The sequence below is a fragment of the Shewanella sp. 6_MG-2023 genome (assembly GCF_030547195.1).
In the GTDB taxonomy this organism is placed as follows: Bacteria; Pseudomonadota; Gammaproteobacteria; order Enterobacterales; family Shewanellaceae; genus Shewanella.
This window is the reverse complement of sequence record NZ_JAUOQU010000001.1, coordinates 89,960-107,742: the sequence shown is the minus strand read 5'-3', so window position 1 is coordinate 107,742 and position 17,783 is coordinate 89,960. Positions and strand designations below refer to the sequence as shown.

The following is a 17,783-nucleotide window of genomic DNA, read 5'->3' as shown; positions in this document are numbered from 1 at the left end:
CGCTTAAATCCATCCATCGCCGCGTTTATGCTGCGAATCGATTAGGTAATACTGTTTTAAGTAAATTAGCATTGCTACGCAACAATGTCTCAGTAGTTTGCCAATTTATACAAGAATCGGTTACCGATACCCCATAAGCCAGTTCTGACAGAGGCTTATTACTGGATTGATTACCTTCATTTAAGTGACTTTCAAGCATCACCCCAATAATTGAACGGTTACCTGCATGTATTTGTTTAAATACATCCTCGCAAACTAGTGTCTGTCTTGTATAGTCTTTTGATGAATTGCCATGACTACAATCAATAATCAATCTGGCATTTAATTTGGCTTGATGTAACTGCGCTTCACACTCTGCCACACTGTCAGCATCATAATTAGGTGTTTTGCCACCACGTAAAATCACATGGCCATCGGGGTTACCTGCAGTTTGCAGTAATGACACTTGCCCTTGCTGGTTAATGCCCATAAAGCGGTGACTGCTTGCCGCAGATTGCAGTGCATTAATCGCCACTCCAAGTTTACCGTCAGTGCCGTTTTTAAATCCTACTGGCATGGATAAGCCAGATGCCATTTCACGGTGAGTTTGCGACTCTGTGGTTCTGGCACCAATGGCCGACCAAGTCACCAGCTCTGACATATATTGTGGGCTAATGGGGTCTAACGCTTCAGTCGCTACCGGCAGCTCGAGCTCTGCAAGCCAAATCATCAACTCACGCGCCATTCTCAGTCCCTTTTCAACATCGAATGACTCGTCCATATCAGGATCGTTGATAAGGCCTTTCCAACCTACTGTCGTACGTGGTTTTTCAAAGTAAACCCGCATCAAGATATAAAACTCATCACTGAGATCATCATGTAATTTTTTAAGCTTTAGGGCGTATTCTTTGGCAGCATCGATATCGTGAATAGAGCATGGGCCAGTAACGATTAATACTCGATTGTCACGTTTGTGGACAATATCGGCAACGGTTTTACGTGCGTCAAGAATGTACTGATAAGCGTGATCAGACAGCGGCAATGCTTTTTTTAATTCTGCTGGGGTGACCAGTACTTTCTCTGAACTAATATGAACGTTATTAATCGTATCTTGCTGCATGATATTTCTCACTTCTTAAAAAATTATTTCTGTCTTGGGGCTATCGCGTAAACCATGACTGCACTAACTGACCTTACTAAAAAAGTAACACCGTACCGCTACACCATTACAAGGTTGGGCTAACTATGCCTTGGATTAAGCCACTAATCAACCACTAAATTTAATTTTCTCCAAAAACACAAAAACCCGCCATAAAGGCGGGCTATTGTGCGAACACTGCATCTAATTTTTTTAAGCGGGTAACTAGTCTTACTTAGTTGCCAACTTTTCACGGATACGTGCAGATTTACCTGAACGATCACGTAAGTAGTAAAGCTTAGCACGACGAACACGACCGCGACGCTTAACTTCGATGCTAGCTACTAGTTTACTGTGCGTTTGGAAACCACGCTCAACACCTTCGCCATTAGAGATTTTACGTACTGTAAATGCAGAATGAAGACCACGGTTACGCTTAGCGATAACCACACCTTCAAACGCTTGAAGACGTTCTTTGTTGCCTTCAACTACACGTACCTTAACTACTACTGTATCACCAGCACCAAATTCAGGTACATCTGTTTTCATTTGCTCTTCGTTGAGCATTTTAATGATGTTGTTCATAACTTACTCCGTTCTAGAAATAACTGGGCTTATGACTACACAGGTTTGTCTAAATTTTTGACAAACTCCGCTAAAAGAGTCTTTTGTTCGCCAGTCAGAGCTAGATTTTCAAATAATTCTGGTCGTCTTAAAAAAGTCCTACCAAGACTTTGTTGCAACCGCCAGAGTCTAATTTTTTTGTGGTCACCGCTTAAAAGCACTGCTGGTACACCGACACCATCTAAAGTTTCAGGGCGTGTATAGTGTGGACAATCCAATAAGCCATCAGAGAAAGAGTCTTGCTCTGCTGACGCTTGCTTACCTAGTACACCAGGTACTAACCTTGCAACTGAATCAATTAAGGTCATCGCCGGTAATTCTCCGCCCGAAAGCACATAATCACCAATTGACCACTCTTCATCAATTTCAGATTGAATAATACGTTCGTCAACACCTTCGTATCGACCACATACCAACACTAAACTTGTTGATTTACTTAACTCAGAAACGCCTTGCTGATCCAGCTTACGTCCCTGAGGTGATAAATAAATCACCTTTGCACCGTCACCTGCCGCAGCTTTCGCTGCATGAATAGCATCGCGTAACGGTTGCACCATCATCAACATGCCTGGACCACCACCGTAAGGTCGGTCATCAACAGTGTTATGTCGATCATGGGTGAAATCACGAGGATTCCACGTTTGCAACTCTAACAGGCCGTTTTTAACGGCTCGACCCGTGACTCCAAAGTCTGTAACGGCACGAAACATCTCAGGAAACAGGGTTACTACCCCTAACCGCATATGATGTACCTCGACTTAAAAGTCTGGATCCCAATCCACTAATATCTGTTTGCTTTGCAAGTTCACCTCAAGGACGAACTGCTCAGGGACAAAGGGAATCATTCGTTCCGCTTTGCCAAAAGCATCTTTTACGTTAGCTTTAACAAGGAGTACGTCGTTCGATCCTGTTTCCACGATCTGATCGACTTCACCCATGTTGTAACCTTTGGTGTTAGTCACAGTACAACCAATCAAATCTCGCCAGTAGAATTCATCTTCTGACAAGTTTTTCATTTGGTCTGACTGAATGGCAATCTCACAATTTGTAAGTGCTTGCGCATCCTCTCGTGTATTTACGCCTTCTAAGCAAGCCACGAGTGCTTTACCTTGAAAACGCCACTGAGAGACCTTAACCTCACGCCATTCACCTTGTTCTTTTATGTACCAAGGGGAATATTCAAAAATACCTTCAACAGAATCGGTATAAGAGGTGATTTTCATCCAACCTTTAATACCATGACTAGAACCTATTTTGCCTAGTACGATGGGTTGTTGATTACTACTCATCTTTATACCTTAACGCTATTAAGCAACAGCTTTACGAGCGTCTTTGATCAATTTTGCTACGCGATCTGAAGTTGCAGCACCAGTTGCAACCCAATGATCAACACGATCTAAATCTAAACGTAAAGTTTCTTCTTGACCTTTAGCTAAAGGGTTGAAAAAACCAACACGTTCGATGAAACGACCGTCACGTGCATTGCGGCTATCTGCTACAACGATACTGTAAAATGGACGCTTTTTTGCGCCGCCACGAGCTAAACGAATGGTAACCATGCGTTTTATTCCTCTAATGATTTGCTAGAAGCAAAAATAAAAAACTGGGACTCCGTGTTCGCGAAGGGCCCCAGTAGAAAGCCGGAAGATTTTACCTGACTTTTCAACTATTGCAACCAAATCCGACGATTTTTACATCGAAGGCTAATGCCTGCAATAGGTCAAAATAAATCTAACCGGCGGTATTTGAATAGATATCCATGAAAAACTTAGGCATTAACGTCCTGGAAACTTCATTCCCGGAGGCATCATACCGCCCATACTGCGCATCATTTTTTTCATGCCACCTTTACCTGACATTTTTTTCATCATTTTTTGCATTTGAGTAAACTGCTTCAAAAGACGATTAACATCCTGAATTTGAGTGCCAGAACCTAAGGCAATACGACGTTTTCGTGAACCTTTAATGATATCAGGACGCTTGCGCTCACCTGGTGTCATTGAATTAATAATAGCTTCCATTTGGCCGGTCATCTTGCCATCTTGAACTTGGGCTAACGCTTCGGGTGGTAATTGGCCTACACCTGGCAGCTTTTCAATCATGTTCATCATGCCGCCCATATTCTTCATTTGCAGCAGTTGTTCGCGAAAATCCTCTAAATCAAAGCCGCCACCTGATTTCACTTTTGAAGCAAGCTTCATGGCTTTGTCTTTATCAACGCCACGTTCTACTTCTTCAATGAGTGAAAGCACATCGCCCATACCAAGAATACGTGAAGCAATACGCTCAGGGTGGAATGGCTCAAGGGCATCAATTTTTTCACCGACACCTAAGAATTTAATCGGTTTTCCAGTAATATTACGAATCGATAACGCCGCGCCGCCACGTGCATCACCATCAATCTTTGTCAGAATCACACCGGTTAACGGTAATGCTTCATTAAATGATTTTGCAGTATTAGCTGCATCTTGGCCAGTCATAGCATCGACAACAAAGAGTGTCTCTACAGGATTAACGGCTGCATGAAGGTCTTTAATTTCATCCATCATCGCTTCATCAACATGCAAGCGACCTGCGGTATCGACAATCACAACATCAATGAACTTAAGCTTGGCATGGGCAATCGCGGCAGTAGCAATATCTACTGGCTTTTGGCTCACATCCGATGGGAAAAACTCAACTTCTACTTCGGTGGCTAAGGTTTCTAGCTGTTTGATCGCTGCAGGGCGATAAACATCGGCACTCACTACCAGTACTGATTTCTTTTCGCGTTCACGTAAAAATTTAGCCAGTTTGGCAACACTGGTGGTTTTACCCGCACCTTGTAAACCTGCCATCATTAATACTGCTGGCGGTTGACTAGCGAGGTCTAAGGCTTCATTGGCCTCACCCATTGCAATTTCAAGTTCATTTTGGACAATTTTAATGAATGCTTGTCCTGGACTTAAACTTTTTGACACCTCTTGACCAACAGCGCGTTCTTTTACACTGTTAACAAATTGGCGTACCACTGGCAAAGCAACATCAGCCTCAAGCAGCGCCATGCGCACTTCACGTAAGGTATCTTTAATGTTGTCTTCGGTTAAGCGACCACGACCACTAATATTCTTGAGGGTGCGTGACAGTCTGTCAGATAGATTCTCAAACATGCGCTGCTGTATACCTTAAACGATTCCATAATTGGCGCCCATTATACCCAAACTACTTCAAGATGCGACATCAGCCTGCGCTATCAGATTTGATATTCATCATCTTTCGTAAAGAATTTGCAGTTAAATGATGGAAACTGTTAAATTTTGAGTCTTAGGTCACTCCACTATTGGGGGGCGTTCGTGTTAATCTTAACTAACTAAAGATGTGCTGATTTTATATTGTAAAAAACAACGGCACTCATAACTTGATAGGTTTATTCCAGATGGTCATTTTCCCAGCTTCGGCGATGTTGTTTTATTGCATTGCACTTATTTTAGTGACAAGCCGACTTTTCCACGCAGAAGGTCCCAATCGCAAGCTCGTTGCTATCTTTGCATCCATTGCCGTTGTGCTTCATGGCATTGCATTATCACAAACCATTTTTACCGCTGATGGGCAAAACTTTAGTTTAACCAATGTGATTTCACTGGTTAATTGGATTATTGCCTTTAGCTTTACCATTATCATGCACCGCTTAAAAGTGATTGTTGTGGTGCCTGTGGTTTATGCTTGCTCAGTTATTTCGGTTGCTGTGCTGTGGCTCATTCCCCCTCAATACATCATCCACTTTGATGTTCACCCAGAAATCCTAGCACATATTGTATTATCGCTTATGGCCTACAGTGCCTTGATGATTGCAGCTCTGTACGCTATTCAGTTGTGGCTAATCCAAAATAAATTGAAAAACAAGAAAACCATGATGAGCCCCGGCATGCCGCCATTAATGACAGTTGAAAAACAGCTGTACCATTTGGTGACTATCGGAGTGATGCTACTAACATTATCACTGGCGACAGGGTTTATCTTCTTGGAAGATATGTTTGAAGATGGCAAAGGTCACAAGGCTATTTTATCAATTATGGCCTGGGTGGTTTACTGTGTGATGCTTTGGCAGCATTACAGCATCGGTTGTCGTGTTCGTACAGCTGTAATATATACCTTATCTGGGGCAACGTTACTTTCTCTGGCTTATTTTGGCGCACGAATCGTTACTGAAATTATTTTACGATAACCGTATATTTGGTTGAATAGTATTAACCAAGCTTGACACTCATGACGAATGATTGATACTCATCATTCGTCTTTTTTTACTACAATAACTGGAGCCATTTTTGGACGCTATTTCTACCAGCGCACTCCTCTTCTCTCTGTTGGTGTTAATTTGTATCTCAGCCTATTTTTCGGGTAGTGAGACCGCCATGATGACCTTAAATCGCTATCGCTTACGTCATTTAGCAGCTAGCGGCCACAAAGGTGCTATTCGTGCACTAAAAATGTTAGAGCGACCCGACCGCTTAATCGGCCTGATTTTAATTGGTAATAATCTGGTTAATATCTTAGCCTCTGCTATAGCAACCATTATTGGCATGCGCTTATTTGGTGACATGGGCGTAGCTATTGCCACAGGTGTTTTGACTTTGGTGGTTCTCATCTTTGCCGAGGTCACCCCAAAAACCATTGCCGCCTTACACCCTGAACGTATTGCCTTTCCGTCAAGCTTGCTATTAAAAGCCTTACTGTCGATATTATGGCCGCTAGTGAAAGTAATTAACTTAATCACTTCTGGTTTTTTACGGGTATTAGGAATTAAAAATGTCAGTGTTAATGATGCCCTTAGTCAAGAAGAATTACGCACGGTTGTTCATGAAGCTGGGGCATTGATCCCGCAGCGACATCAAGAAATGCTTTTGTCGATTCTAGATTTAGAAAAAGTCACGGTTGAAGACATTATGATCCCGCGCTCAGACATTTATGCCATTAACGTTAATGACGAATTCAAACTGATTAATAAACAGGTGACTCAAAGCCCGCACACACGAGTGTTGGTGTATCGCGATAATATCGATGATGCCGTCGGTTTTATCCACCTGCGTGATGCCTTAAGACTGCAGTCAAAAGAAGAATTTAGTAAGTCGACATTATTAAGAGCCGTAAAAGAATTGTACTTCATTCCAGAAGGCACGCCGCTAACGGTACAACTGTCTAACTTTCAGCAGAATAAAGAACGTTTTGGCTTAGTAGTGGATGAATATGGTGATATTCAAGGTTTGGTGACGTTAGAAGATATTCTTGAAGAAATTGTCGGTGATTTCACCACTTCAATGATCACCACTGCCAGTGAAGATATTGATATTCAACAAGATGGCAGTTTCATTATCGAAGCCAGCATCACCATACGTGACTTAAATAAAGAAATGAAATGGGATTTTGCCATCGATGGACCTAAAACCTTAAATGGGTTGATCATCGAACACCTTGAAGAGATACCATCAGCCAGTACTCGCCTTAAAATAGGCCGCTATGACATTGAGGTTTTAGAGGTATCAGATAACATGATTAAAACGGTAAAAGTCATACCGGATGCTGCGCTTACTGAAGTTGAGCAGGATGACTAACATTAGTTAGTTTTAAGCTATTAAAAAGCTAAAAAGGCGCATTGAGCGCCTTTTTTAATACCAAAAATTCAATCAAACTTATGCGGTTTGACGCTTTTTAGCCTCTAACGCTCTGCGTTTATCCCGCGCTATTGGGGTGATTTCTTCTTCAAGTTCTTTGCCAAAGCCAAGCATAAAATACAACTCTGCCATTAAAAAAAACGGCCCTATCAAAAGTTGATTTAAATCGTCAATAAAAGCTGGTTTGGCTTTTTCGTATTTATGGCCGATAAACTGAATCGCCCAACCAACAACAAATACAGCAATGGCCACAAGCCAGCCCGCCCCATGCTGCGCTGCCAGCGTAGTGGTGATAAGCACTGGAACAATAAAAATCGTTAATCCTAACGCTAAACCTTTATGCAAGATGAAGTAGTAAATTAAAGTACCGATAGCAAACGCGGATGCCACATTCACATTGATATACAAATTTGGCAAAGACAGCAAATTCACCGGTATAAAATTTAACATCAAAAATACTGACCAGATAATCAGCGGTACGCCGATGAAATGGGTGCGAATATTATTCGGGTTTAAGTGCACACTTTTATAAGTTGCTAACTGCTCGACCGCTGATTTCATATCACCACCTTTAGTTGTTAGTTTTTTGTGAGTAATGGTTAACTCACGTTAACTTACCCTATCGATATCAGCAAACTCAAGTTTCGCCCTAAAAAGACTCAACCACAAAAAAGCGCATTAAGCGCCTTTAGATATTTAATATTAACAATTTCAGTCACTAAGACTCAATAATCACAGTTGCAACGGCATAATGCTGCTCATCAGCAATAGTAATATGGCCGCGGGTCGCGCCAAGTTGCTCAAGCCTTGCTAATGCACCATCAGTAAAGCTAATTAGTGGCGCACCATTGTCATCATTACTGATATGAATATGCTGAAATGAAACTCCGCGGCCAATACCAGTGCCTAAGGCTTTCGCTGCGGCTTCTTTTGCAGCAAAACGTTTTGCTAGGTATCGATGGGCTATTTTTGAAGATTGGTAAATTTCAAGCTCTGTAGGCGTGAGTACACGCTTAGCTAACTTATCCCCTAAACGGGCATATTGCAGCTCAATGCGGTTTATCTCAATAATGTCTGTACCAATACCCACAATGGCCATTATTCGCCTCTACGCCCTTCTAGCATTAATGTTTTCATATCTTTTACTGCAGTCGCTAAACCGTCAATGGCTGCTCTAGCGATAACAGCATGCCCAATATTTAACTCATACAACTCAGGGATAGCTGCAATAGCTTTGACGTTATGGTAATGCAATCCATGTCCTGCATTAACAATCAAGCCTTTACTGTGAGCATATTTGGCCATTTCAGTAATGCGCGCCAACTCTATAGCCTGCTCAGCATCCGTTTCAGCATCGGCATAACAACCGGTATGGATTTCAATATAAGGTGCGCCCGATGCTACAGCAGCATCTATTTGGCTTTTGTCGGCATCAATAAATAAAGATACCTTGATGCCTTCTGCAGCTAACGTCGTGACAGCTTGAGTGATTTTATCAAGTTGACCTGCCACATCTAAGCCACCTTCTGTGGTCAGCTCTTCACGCTTTTCTGGCACTAAGCAGGCATAGGCGGGCTTAACTTCACAGGCTATCGCAATCATTTCATCGGTAACGGCAAACTCAAAATTCATCCGCGTTTTAAGGGTTTTAGCCAACAAATACACATCACGGTCTTGAATATGGCGGCGATCTTCTCGTAAATGAATAGTGATGCCATCTGCGCCAGCATGTTCTGCAACTGCTGCGGCATGGATAGGATCAGGGTAACTGGTTCCACGAGCTTGACGAAGAGTGGCAATGTGATCGATGTTAATTCCTAATAAAATTCCACTCATTGTGGCTCCTTAATTGGCAAAACTGACTCGCTAACTAGCAAATCTAAAAAGTAATATTTCAAACTAGTGGGCCTATTCTAATGTAAACCACTGGCTGCTCATATATTAAAAAGTTATTGTTTAATAAATAACTTACGGCTAAGTAATGGCTTACCGCCTAATAGCGGCGTTAACAGATAGCGCATGAGCCCTTTGGCTTGATTTAGGTGCTCTGGGGTTAATTGTTTTTGCTTGAGCTGAATGAGCATCTCACCAGCGAGCAAGTTACGACTGCTTGTAAAATGCTCTGATGCGGCTTGATTTACGACAGCAAAACCGGCATCAGTAACAAAACGATAGCTGCAACCTGCCATGATCATCTCACCTAAGGTGTCGTAGTCCAGTGATGGCAAAGCACCTAATTCTAAAAGTAGCTCCATCTCAAAATAGCGTAAATGACTGGAACTAAATTGCTGCGCCAAGCCCATTAAACTGCGGTGATAATGCAGGAATAACCCTTCAGCATGTTGGCCTGAATTAAGTACCCTAACCAGCAGCTCATTAAGATACATAGCAGAATATAAACTTTCAGCTTTAAGGGGTAATGCCGGCGCTGCGGGTTCAACTTGGGTAATAAATTTAAGCGAAGAATCAGTAGAGCCTGATTTGCTATTGAACTGGAATATCAGCGGCTGAAATGGCTGAATGATACTTTTAAGGGATTTTTTTCCGCTACCTACTCTGACTAAGGCATCGACCCTTCCTACATCATCAACTAACAGGTTAACGATCACACTGGATTCTCTGTATGGTCGATGATGTAGTATGTACCCCCTTAACATAGCAGGGTTACACAGTCGCTAAAGTCGGTATTAAGTAAAGCATCGGCTTAGTCTTCACCATAGCCTAAGCTTCGTAAAGCACGTTCGTCATCTGCCCAGCCTGACTTAACCTTAACCCAAACTTCTAAGAAAACTTTATTATCAAACAAGGTTTCCATATCAAGTCGAGCTTGGGTGGCGATAGTGCGGATACGCTCACCTTTATTACCGATAACCATACGTTTTTGGCCCGTACGCTCGACCAAAATCAAAGCATTGATTTGATAAACGCCGTTTTCCATCATTTTGAACTGTTCAATCTCAACGGTGGCATCATAAGGCAATTCATCACCTAAGAAGCGCATTAGCTTTTCACGGACAATTTCTGATGCCATAAAGCGTTGCGAACGGTCAGTGACGTAATCTTCTGGGAAATAAAATCCAGCTTCAGGTAACGACTCACTGGCTAAATCTAAAATTCGTTGAATATTCGTGCCTTTAGTAGCCGAGATAGGCAGAATTTCATCAAATTTAAACTTAGCAGATAACTTTTCAAGATAAGGGAATAAAGACTCTTTATCTTTAATATTATCGACTTTATTGATAGCTAAAACCGTTTTACGCTGACCACTGCCTTGCTCTAATTTCTTGAGCACCATCTCATCATCTTCAGTCCACGTCATGCCATCAACCACAAACACAACCATGCAGACATCAGCAAGCGAACTTGCTGCAGCACGGTTCATGAGGCGGTTAATCGCACGCTTTTCTTCAATATGTAAGCCTGGAGTATCAACAAAAACAATTTGCCTAGCTTCATCGGTATGGATACCCATAATGCGATGACGAGTGGTTTGCGGTTTTTTAGAGGTAATACTGACCTTCTGCCCAAGTAACTTGTTCAGTAAGGTCGATTTACCCACATTAGGGCGGCCGACAATAGCAACCATGCCACAATAGGTAATCTCGTATTTTGCTGTAGCGGCTGGCGCAGCGCCATTCATCCTTGCCAATAATTCATCTAAACTCGGCTCAACTGGTGAGTTCTCTGGCAAGTCTGTTTTTTTGGTCATTTATTAATAAGCTCCAATACCTGAGCGGCAGCTAGCTGCTCAGCTTTTCTTCTTGAAGTACTGACGCCTGTCACTACTTTATTGATTTCTGCTACGCGACATTCAACTGTAAATGTCTGGTCATGGGCTTCACCTTTTACATCAACAACATGGTATTCAGGTAAGGGCTTTTTATAACCTTGCAGATATTCTTGTAAAATCGTTTTCGGATCTTTTTGATTGATGCCAGGTTTGATTTCAGCCAAACGCTGCTGGTACCAGGTCAGTAATAACTTACGACAGGTCTCTATGTCAGCATCTAAATAAATCGCCCCGATAATTGCTTCAACCGCATCAGCTAAAATAGACTCACGTCTAAATCCACCACTTTTAAGCTCGCCAGGGCCTAAGTAGAGGTAATCGCCTAGCTTAAATTCTTTTGCGATAACCGTTAAGGTTTCACCTTTGACTAAGGTGGAACGCATACGGCTTAAATCACCTTCAGTAGCCTTAGGGAACTGATGATAAAGGGCATCAGAAATAATGATTGATAAAATCGAGTCACCTAGAAACTCTAGGCGCTCATTATGTTTTGATGCAGCACTACGATGAGTTAATGCCTGAGTTAATAAATCAACATTAGTAAACTCATAACCCAGCGTACGACACAGTCGCGGTAAGTTTTTAATTGGTTCCATTACTTGATCGCACCTACTCTGTCAAAACGCACCCCGGTTGGTACCCATGTTGGTAACCAACTACTTGCAGGTCGTTCAAATTCAAAACTAATCCAAATCGCTACCGCTTTACCTACTAAGTTAGCTTCAGGGACAAAGCCCCAAAAGCGGCTATCAGTGCTGTTGTCACGGTTATCACCAATGGCAAAGTACTGACCTTCTGGCACAATAAATTCACCCACTGCCGTACCCGGTTGCTCAAAGAAATGTGAGCTAAAATCAGGGCGAGATGGGTTGATTAAAATATCATGTTCTACATCAGTTAACTGCTCGGTATAGCGAGATAACGACACACCTTCATGGGTAAACTCACCACGATTAACTGGCGTTAGCTTAATTGCTTTTGCTGGCGGACAATTTGTTGCTGCATCACATTTAGGCTGAATAAGAAATTGCTTATTTTGGTAAATAATACGGTCACCGGGTAAACCAACCACTCTTTTAATATAGTCTATTTCAGGCTGCTGAGGATATTTGAACACAAACACATCGCCACGCTCAGGCTCACCTGTTTCAATTAGCTTGCTGCGAAAGACGGGGTCACGTAAACCATAACTGAATTTTTCTACCAGAATAAAATCACCTACCAGTAAAGTCGGTTTCATTGAGCCTGATGGTATTTGAAATGGCTCATAAATAAATGAACGCAATATCAATACAAATGCGATAACCGGAAAAATTGAATGGGCAAATTCAACCAAGGTTGATTCACGCGTAATGCTGTATTTTGCATCATCACTCAAATCAGGTTGCTTTGCTTCTGCAAGGGCTAAGCTTTCACGACGTTTAGGGGCAAATATCGTTGCATCGATTAACCAAATTAACCCACTCACAAGGGTTATTATGGTTAAAATAAGAGAAAAATGGGCTGCCATTGAAATTTAAGCTCCTGCCTTTAACACTTTCAAATAATAGTTTAATGAATAAACCGCTGAATAATGAGTATCCTATGGAATACATCGTTAAGCACTAACTGTAATGTTACAAATTATACGAATAAACCGTTGTTGCAAAATTAACTTTTGCTAATGACAACGCCGCAAACTGCGGCGTTATCTGAACTCTAATGAAACCTATGCAGGATTAATCATTAAGTTTCAATACAGCTAAGAACGCTTCTTGAGGCACTTCAACGTTACCGACTTGCTTCATGCGCTTCTTACCTTCTTTTTGCTTATTTAGTAGTTTCTTCTTACGCGAGACATCACCACCATAACATTTAGCGGTAACGTCTTTACGCATTGCTTTAATGTTTGAGCGGGCAATAATCTGACTACCCACCGCAGCTTGAATCGCGATATCAAACATCTGTCTTGGGATCAGCTCTTTCATTTTATCAACTAAAGCTAAGCCGCGATGACGAATGTTTGAACGATGAATAACCATTGCTAGCGCATCAACTCTGTCACCATTGATCAAGATATCTAAACGCACCATATCCGCTTCTTCAAAACGAATAAAGTTATACTCTAATGAGGCATAACCACGACTGGTTGATTTCAATCTATCAAAGAAATCCATGACGACTTCAGCCATTGGCAATTCGTAAGTCACAGAAACTTGATTACCGTGATAAACCATATTGGTTTGTACGCCACGCTTCTCGACACATAAAGTGATAACGTTACCCAAGTACTCTTTAGGCACCAACATGTTTGCTTCAACAATAGGTTCACGGATCATGTCGATGTTATTGATTGGCGGTAAATCTGATGGGTTATCTACATACACCACCTCACCATTGTTCAATTGAACTTCATAAACAACCGTCGGTGCTGTGGTAATCAAATCAAGGTTGTATTCACGCTCAAGACGCTCTTGAATGATTTCCATGTGCAATAAGCCAAGGTAACCAATACGGAAACCAAAACCTAATGCTGAAGATGATTCAGGCTCGAAAAACAGCGATGCATCGTTCAAGCTTAGCTTGTTTAATGCATCACGGAAGCTTTCAAACTCATCTGTCGAAATTGGGAATACACCGGCATAAACTTGCGGTGTAACCTTTTTAAACCCAGGTAAAGGCTCTTCGGCACCATGTTTAGCGTGAGTTAAGGTATCACCTACTGGTGCGCCGTGAATTTCTTTAATGCCCGAAATAACAAAGCCAACTTCACCGGCTTTAAGCTCAGGTGTATCTGTTTGTTTAGGCGTAAAGATACCAACACGGTCAGCATTGTAGTTTTGACCGGTAGACATAACTTTAAACTTGTCACCTTTTTTCAAGACGCCATGCTTAATACGTACTAACGAGACAACACCAAGGTAACTATCAAACCATGAATCAATAATCAGCGCTTGAAGTGGTGCATCGATATCACCTTCTGGTGGTGGGATATCCGATACGATGACTTCTAGTACATCTTTAATACCGATACCCGTTTTAGCTGAGCAGCGCACAGCTTCCATAGCATCGATACCAACAATATCTTCGATTTCTGCAGCGACACGCTCAGGATCGGCTTGAGGTAAATCGATTTTATTTAAAATCGGTACCACATCAAGATCCATTTCTAAGGCGGTGTAACAGTTTGCAAGTGTCTGTGCTTCAACGCCTTGACCGGCATCAACTACTAGCAATGCACCTTCACACGCAGCAAGTGAACGGGATACTTCATAAGAGAAGTCAACGTGGCCGGGTGTATCAATGAAGTTCAGCTGATAAGTTTCACCATCATCGGCTTTATAGTCGAGGGTAACACTCTGCGCTTTAATGGTAATGCCGCGCTCACGTTCGATATCCATAGAATCGAGAACTTGAACGTCCATTTCACGGTCTGATAAACCACCACAAAATTGGATAAGGCGATCAGACAATGTTGATTTGCCATGGTCGATATGGGCAATAATTGAGAAGTTTCTAATGTGTTTCATGTGGGTGAAATGGCTACTACTAAAATGGTGGATATAATGAGGTCGAATTGTACCTGATAAAGGGGTTAATACCAATCACAATCAATAACTGGACAAAAAACAATAATAAAATCACCCTTCATATCTGATAAATAATGCTATCTACCCCCGCGAAAGGCTGATCCCTTGGCCTAAATACGCTGTAATGATGGGCGTCGAGGCTTTTTCAAGCGTTAGCGCTTTGCTTTTACCGGCTTTCCAAGCCATGAAACTGCCTATCGCTGCAAGCATCATTGCGCCATGGTCAGTGTTGATATCCAAAAGACCAGCTAAGCCCTGCCCCATAATAGCGCCTAAAAATAACCCAACTAAAGGAGTGATATAAACCAGCATTGCTGCTTTTAATATCACGGATTCAGGCAGAGCAAGTTTCAGTAAATCACCCGCTTCGCAGGCTTGTTCTGCCATCAGAGAGAATTGCTGCTTTTTAATCGAAAAGGCTTTAGCAACCGTTGAGGTGCCACAATTGTCACTGCTTGAACAATGATTACAAGCACTCTTAAGTTCAATCTCAACGGTGACCCACCCTTTGGGATCGTAAGCGATTACCGTCGCCACCTCCTCCAACATCGATTGCGATAATGCTGGAGGTGATTGAGGTTTTTGCGCTGATGTTGAGTCTACTTGTTGAGTCATAGCGAAAGGCGCCCTGTAAGTTAAGTGCTAGTGATTCTAGCACTTATTTTAACGCTTGTTTTATGGCCAGTTACTTTAATACTCGTTATTTCAAGACCATTTATTTCAAGAATTTTTATTTCAACACTAGGCTTTTAGCAATACGATTAAGCGTATCTGCAGGCACTTTACCCACAGCAACTACTTCAACATTGCCCACTTGCTCAACCACCATTGAAAGGCCGTTGCGGGTAATTAGCTCATCAGGCATTGGACTATCACCCATTCTGGCCACATACACTGAAATGTTAACTAAGCCATCGGTTAAAGCGATATATTCAACTGATTCATCACTTCCAAGTAAGCGGTGATGATCTTTTACTACTAAATGAAACCCTGCAGGTAACCAAGTAAATTGCCAATTCTGTCCTTCAATCCGTTCAGCTGGGTTCATCACAGGCGGCAGTTCTTGCTTTTCAGCTTCGACTAAAATGCTCGCTGGCTCACCAAGCTCTATTAGCTCAATGACCATCATTTGCTCAATAAGCTGTTTGTCTTGGTTAATCATGTCATAACGCAGTGGTAAATGGGTTTCCATGTCCACCCAAACTTGTGACATAAAGCGGTGTTCATCAACCGGAATAATGCGGATCATTTGCCCAGGGCGCCCAGCTATACGGCTTCTTCCACCTAAAACAAATTGATACCCCTGCTCTAAAGAATTGATATTAGATGCAAAAATAGCAGGCCAAAGACCTTGAATACGGGGAGCGCTGATGCTGTATGCCGGTTGGTCATGCTCAATAAATGTTACCGTATCAGCAACTCTGACCGCATTTTTAGGGGGGCCATTGAGGTACTCTAGAAAAGCGACTTCTTTATCATTGACCGTACCATGCAGATAAACCAGTGGTCGTATGTGGTCGGCTTGCAGTTGAATAATAGAAGATTTGAATTGTTTGGTTTGTAATGCTTGGCTCATACTTTCAAGCCAAGCTTTCGCTGATTTTTCTTCTTCGGCAATACTAGGGAAAGCCAATACAGCAAGTACTAACAGGATTAGACGCAAGCTAACTCCGAATTAATGATTAAAATCGTTTAGTTCAATTTCGCTATTGTTGTCCACAACCGCACCTGAATTCAACCTTTGTTGTAGCATATGGTCTTGGATATAAGAATTTATACGGCGACGTTGCTCAACCATATTATCGTTACTGATATTAGATTGATTTTGTACAGCCCCAGTTTGGAGACTAACAGGTGACGCAGTCCCAATTAAAGGACGAGTATTTAACACAGGTAATGGTGAGTCGACACTTGGGTCTTGCTCATAATTTTGCACACCAACAATTGCTACCATAGCCACAGTTGCAGCAATTGCATATTGACCAAACTGTTTGAAAAACGGTACCACATTATCTTTCTTAGTCTCGTTCACGGTTTCAGTATCATGTACTGAAGTTGTTTGAGTCTGAGGTGCAATAATGGCTGGCTCTAATTCTATTGCCGCTGCAATATTAGCAGAAAGATCCAAATCAATTGTCTGTGGTAACTCGCCGCGCATTGCATCGCCTATCATGTGATAGTTTTGCCATTTGCTATGTGAGCCTTCGTCTGCTGACAATTCCGCTAATGTTTTTGCATCAACTTCGCCGTCAACTGCTGATGAAACCCATTCTTGACCTGATTTAAGCATTTTTCACCCATGTCATAAAGACTGTTACTGTTCCAGCAAAGGCTGGAGTTTTTTATCGATTGATTCCCGTGCGCGGAAGATCCTTGATCTCACCGTCCCAACAGGACAATCCATGATATTGGCAATATCCTCGTAACTCATACCATCGAGTTCTCGTAATGATATTGCAATTTTCAATTCTTCTGGCAACGTTTCTAACGTTTCAAAAATCACCCGATTAATTTCATCTGATAACACCAAGCGTTCTGGTGAAGCAAATTCCTTTAATGCATCGCTGCCTTCGTAGTATTCAGCTTCTTCGGCGTCAACACTGTTAGCCGGTGTTTTTCTGCTCTGAGAAACCAAATGATTTTTTGCAGTGTTTACTGCAATGCGGTAAAGCCAAGTATAAAAAGCACTTTCACCCCGAAAGTTGGGTAATGCACGGTAAGCTTTAATAAAGGCTTCTTGTGCAACATCTGCTATGTCCGCTTGGTTTCGTATGTATCTTGAAATTAAGCTCATTACCTTATTTTGGTATTTTTGGACTAGCAAATTGAAGGCGTTTTTATCACCACGCTGAACACGTTCAACTAACTGTTGATCACTTATTTGTCCACTCATCCGAGCCGACTACTCCTAAATCTATAATACTGATTTCTCAGTCGCTCGAATCATATTCACATTAAAGTAGACTCGCATGCTTTGAAAAAGTTCGATATTGAATGAAAAAAAATTAATTTAATTAAAAAATTAGCGATTACCC

General features: G+C 41.9%; 20 protein-coding genes. 2 read left to right on the top strand and 18 right to left on the bottom strand.

Annotated features, from left to right (window positions below; translation table 11 throughout):
• Window positions 1-25 precede the first annotated feature (25 nt).
• The 6 genes from Q4533_RS00525 to ffh all read right to left on the bottom strand — a co-directional run bounded on the left by Q4533_RS00525 (window position 26) and on the right by ffh (window position 4,890).
• Entirely contained in the window at window positions 26-1,099 is a 1,074-nt protein-coding gene (locus Q4533_RS00525; protein WP_076542582.1) for a 3-deoxy-7-phosphoheptulonate synthase, read from the bottom strand.
• A gap of 249 nt (window positions 1,100-1,348) precedes the next feature.
• The gene (gene rplS / locus Q4533_RS00520) at window positions 1,349-1,702 is read right to left on the bottom strand and encodes a 50S ribosomal protein L19 (RefSeq protein ID WP_076542580.1); all 354 of its coding nucleotides are present in this window, start codon (window positions 1,700-1,702) and stop codon (window positions 1,349-1,351) included.
• A gap of 35 nt (window positions 1,703-1,737) precedes the next feature.
• Window positions 1,738-2,484: a tRNA (guanosine(37)-N1)-methyltransferase TrmD gene (gene trmD / locus Q4533_RS00515; RefSeq protein ID WP_076542576.1), complete on the bottom strand. Its 747-nt coding sequence runs from the start codon at window positions 2,482-2,484 to the stop codon at window positions 1,738-1,740.
• A 15-nt stretch (window positions 2,485-2,499) separates the two neighbouring features.
• Entirely contained in the window at window positions 2,500-3,030 is a 531-nt protein-coding gene (rimM, locus tag Q4533_RS00510) for a ribosome maturation factor RimM (RefSeq protein WP_076542574.1), read from the bottom strand.
• An 18-nt stretch (window positions 3,031-3,048) separates the two neighbouring features.
• A complete protein-coding gene (rpsP, locus tag Q4533_RS00505; RefSeq protein WP_102439225.1) occupies window positions 3,049-3,300 on the bottom strand; it encodes a 30S ribosomal protein S16 in 252 nt (83 codons plus the stop codon).
• Between the two features lie 216 nt (window positions 3,301-3,516).
• A complete protein-coding gene (gene ffh, locus Q4533_RS00500; protein ID WP_102439226.1) occupies window positions 3,517-4,890 on the bottom strand; it encodes a signal recognition particle protein in 1,374 nt (457 codons plus the stop codon).
• A gap of 266 nt (window positions 4,891-5,156) precedes the next feature.
• Between ffh and ccsA the strand changes: the two genes are divergently transcribed.
• Together ccsA and Q4533_RS00490 are read left to right on the top strand one after the other, a co-directional pair.
• Entirely contained in the window at window positions 5,157-5,945 is a 789-nt protein-coding gene (gene ccsA, locus Q4533_RS00495; RefSeq protein WP_076542568.1) for an inner membrane protein YpjD, read from the top strand.
• A 100-nt stretch (window positions 5,946-6,045) separates the two neighbouring features.
• Entirely contained in the window at window positions 6,046-7,329 is a 1,284-nt protein-coding gene (locus tag Q4533_RS00490) for an HlyC/CorC family transporter (protein WP_102439228.1), read from the top strand.
• Between the two features lie 78 nt (window positions 7,330-7,407).
• Here the strand turns inward: Q4533_RS00490 and Q4533_RS00485 are convergent, their stop codons facing one another.
• The 12 genes from Q4533_RS00485 to rpoE all read right to left on the bottom strand — a co-directional run bounded on the left by Q4533_RS00485 (window position 7,408) and on the right by rpoE (window position 17,641).
• Window positions 7,408-7,950: a DUF962 domain-containing protein gene (locus tag Q4533_RS00485; protein ID WP_102439229.1), complete on the bottom strand. Its 543-nt coding sequence runs from the start codon at window positions 7,948-7,950 to the stop codon at window positions 7,408-7,410.
• A 157-nt stretch (window positions 7,951-8,107) separates the two neighbouring features.
• A complete protein-coding gene (acpS, locus tag Q4533_RS00480; RefSeq protein WP_102439230.1) occupies window positions 8,108-8,488 on the bottom strand; it encodes a holo-ACP synthase in 381 nt (126 codons plus the stop codon).
• Window positions 8,488-9,225, bottom strand: coding sequence for a pyridoxine 5'-phosphate synthase (gene pdxJ, locus Q4533_RS00475; protein WP_102439231.1), 738 nt, complete (start codon window positions 9,223-9,225; stop codon window positions 8,488-8,490). Before pdxJ ends, acpS begins: the two co-directional genes overlap by 1 nt.
• Before the next feature lie 113 nt (window positions 9,226-9,338).
• Complete coding sequence (gene recO / locus Q4533_RS00470; protein WP_102439232.1) at window positions 9,339-10,046, bottom strand: DNA repair protein RecO; 708 nt, start codon at window positions 10,044-10,046, stop codon at window positions 9,339-9,341.
• Between the two features lie 47 nt (window positions 10,047-10,093).
• Complete coding sequence (gene era, locus Q4533_RS00465; RefSeq protein ID WP_102439233.1) at window positions 10,094-11,098, bottom strand: GTPase Era; 1,005 nt, start codon at window positions 11,096-11,098, stop codon at window positions 10,094-10,096.
• Window positions 11,095-11,775, bottom strand: coding sequence for a ribonuclease III (gene rnc / locus Q4533_RS00460; protein ID WP_102439234.1), 681 nt, complete (start codon window positions 11,773-11,775; stop codon window positions 11,095-11,097). The genes era and rnc overlap by 4 nt, the downstream gene beginning before the upstream one ends.
• A complete protein-coding gene (gene lepB, locus Q4533_RS00455; protein ID WP_102475612.1) occupies window positions 11,775-12,689 on the bottom strand; it encodes a signal peptidase I in 915 nt (304 codons plus the stop codon). The genes rnc and lepB overlap by 1 nt, the downstream gene beginning before the upstream one ends.
• A 208-nt stretch (window positions 12,690-12,897) precedes the next feature.
• Window positions 12,898-14,688 (bottom strand): translation elongation factor 4, encoded by a 1,791-nt coding sequence (gene lepA, locus Q4533_RS00450; RefSeq protein WP_102475611.1) that lies wholly within the window; start codon window positions 14,686-14,688, stop codon window positions 12,898-12,900.
• 141 nt (window positions 14,689-14,829) lie between these two features.
• Window positions 14,830-15,297, bottom strand: coding sequence for a SoxR reducing system RseC family protein (locus Q4533_RS00445; RefSeq protein ID WP_102439284.1), 468 nt, complete (start codon window positions 15,295-15,297; stop codon window positions 14,830-14,832).
• A gap of 181 nt (window positions 15,298-15,478) precedes the next feature.
• Window positions 15,479-16,411, bottom strand: a complete 933-nt coding sequence (locus tag Q4533_RS00440; RefSeq protein WP_102439237.1) for a MucB/RseB C-terminal domain-containing protein — start codon at window positions 16,409-16,411, stop codon at window positions 15,479-15,481.
• Window positions 16,412-16,423: 12 nt separating this feature from the next.
• Window positions 16,424-17,038: a sigma-E factor negative regulatory protein gene (locus Q4533_RS00435; RefSeq protein ID WP_102439238.1), complete on the bottom strand. Its 615-nt coding sequence runs from the start codon at window positions 17,036-17,038 to the stop codon at window positions 16,424-16,426.
• A 24-nt stretch (window positions 17,039-17,062) separates the two neighbouring features.
• Window positions 17,063-17,641, bottom strand: a complete 579-nt coding sequence (gene rpoE / locus Q4533_RS00430; RefSeq protein WP_102439239.1) for an RNA polymerase sigma factor RpoE — start codon at window positions 17,639-17,641, stop codon at window positions 17,063-17,065.
• Window positions 17,642-17,783 lie beyond the last annotated feature (142 nt).

Bases quoted from the DNA above. Each gene is read 5' to 3' on its own strand.
- Q4533_RS00525 (WP_076542582.1), bottom strand. From the start codon at position 1,099: ATGCAGCAAGATACGATTAATAACGTTCATATTAGTTCAGAGAAAGTA.
- rplS (WP_076542580.1), bottom strand. From the start codon at position 1,702: ATGAACAACATCATTAAAATGCTCAACGAAGAGCAAATGAAAACAGAT.
- trmD (WP_076542576.1), bottom strand. From the start codon at position 2,484: ATGCGGTTAGGGGTAGTAACCCTGTTTCCTGAGATGTTTCGTGCCGTT.
- rimM (WP_076542574.1), bottom strand. From the start codon at position 3,030: ATGAGTAGTAATCAACAACCCATCGTACTAGGCAAAATAGGTTCTAGT.
- rpsP (WP_102439225.1), bottom strand. From the start codon at position 3,300: ATGGTTACCATTCGTTTAGCTCGTGGCGGCGCAAAAAAGCGTCCATTT.
- ffh (WP_102439226.1), bottom strand. From the start codon at position 4,890: ATGTTTGAGAATCTATCTGACAGACTGTCACGCACCCTCAAGAATATT.
- ccsA (WP_076542568.1), top strand. From the start codon at position 5,157: ATGGTCATTTTCCCAGCTTCGGCGATGTTGTTTTATTGCATTGCACTT.
- Q4533_RS00485 (WP_102439229.1), bottom strand. From the start codon at position 7,950: ATGAAATCAGCGGTCGAGCAGTTAGCAACTTATAAAAGTGTGCACTTA.
- acpS (WP_102439230.1), bottom strand. From the start codon at position 8,488: ATGGCCATTGTGGGTATTGGTACAGACATTATTGAGATAAACCGCATT.
- pdxJ (WP_102439231.1), bottom strand. From the start codon at position 9,225: ATGAGTGGAATTTTATTAGGAATTAACATCGATCACATTGCCACTCTT.
- recO (WP_102439232.1), bottom strand. From the start codon at position 10,046: ATGTTAAGGGGGTACATACTACATCATCGACCATACAGAGAATCCAGT.
- era (WP_102439233.1), bottom strand. From the start codon at position 11,098: ATGACCAAAAAAACAGACTTGCCAGAGAACTCACCAGTTGAGCCGAGT.
- rnc (WP_102439234.1), bottom strand. From the start codon at position 11,775: ATGGAACCAATTAAAAACTTACCGCGACTGTGTCGTACGCTGGGTTAT.
- lepB (WP_102475612.1), bottom strand. From the start codon at position 12,689: ATGGCAGCCCATTTTTCTCTTATTTTAACCATAATAACCCTTGTGAGT.
- lepA (WP_102475611.1), bottom strand. From the start codon at position 14,688: ATGAAACACATTAGAAACTTCTCAATTATTGCCCATATCGACCATGGC.
- Q4533_RS00445 (WP_102439284.1), bottom strand. From the start codon at position 15,297: ATGTTGGAGGAGGTGGCGACGGTAATCGCTTACGATCCCAAAGGGTGG.
- Q4533_RS00435 (WP_102439238.1), bottom strand. From the start codon at position 17,038: ATGCTTAAATCAGGTCAAGAATGGGTTTCATCAGCAGTTGACGGCGAA.
- rpoE (WP_102439239.1), bottom strand. From the start codon at position 17,641: ATGAGTGGACAAATAAGTGATCAACAGTTAGTTGAACGTGTTCAGCGT.